The sequence below is a fragment of the Amycolatopsis sp. VC5-11 genome (genome assembly GCF_037034185.1).
Classification (GTDB): Bacteria; Actinomycetota; Actinomycetes; order Mycobacteriales; family Pseudonocardiaceae; genus Amycolatopsis; species Amycolatopsis nivea.
In genome coordinates, this window is the sequence record NZ_JBAGKF010000062.1 from 1 (window position 1) to 325 (window position 325).

A 325-nucleotide genomic window follows, 5' to 3' on the forward strand; every position below is an offset into this window, starting at 1 on the left:
ATTGGCGGACTTGCCGCCCAGCTCCAGCGTCACGCGCTTGACCGTGCGCGCCGCGAGCTCGGCGACCCGGGTGCCGGCGCGCACCGAACCGGTGAACGACACGACGTCGACCTCCGGATGCGTCGCGAGCGCCTCGCCGGCCACCGGCCCGTAGCCGGTGACCAGATTGACCACGCCGGGCGGGAAACCGGCCTCGTGAATGGCGTCGAACAGCTGGTAGGCGCTCAACGGCGCGACCTCGCTCGGCTTCACCACGACCGTGCAGCCCGCCGCCAGCGCGGGCGCGATCTTGCAGGTGATCTGGTGCAGCGGGTAGTTCCACGGC

General features: G+C 71.7%; 1 protein-coding gene. It reads right to left on the reverse strand.

Going from position 1 to position 325, the window contains the following annotated elements; genetic code table 11:
- Nucleotides 1–325: aldehyde dehydrogenase family protein (locus WA670_RS45085; RefSeq protein ID WP_336162314.1), on the reverse strand; the 325-nt coding region annotated here is incomplete at both ends.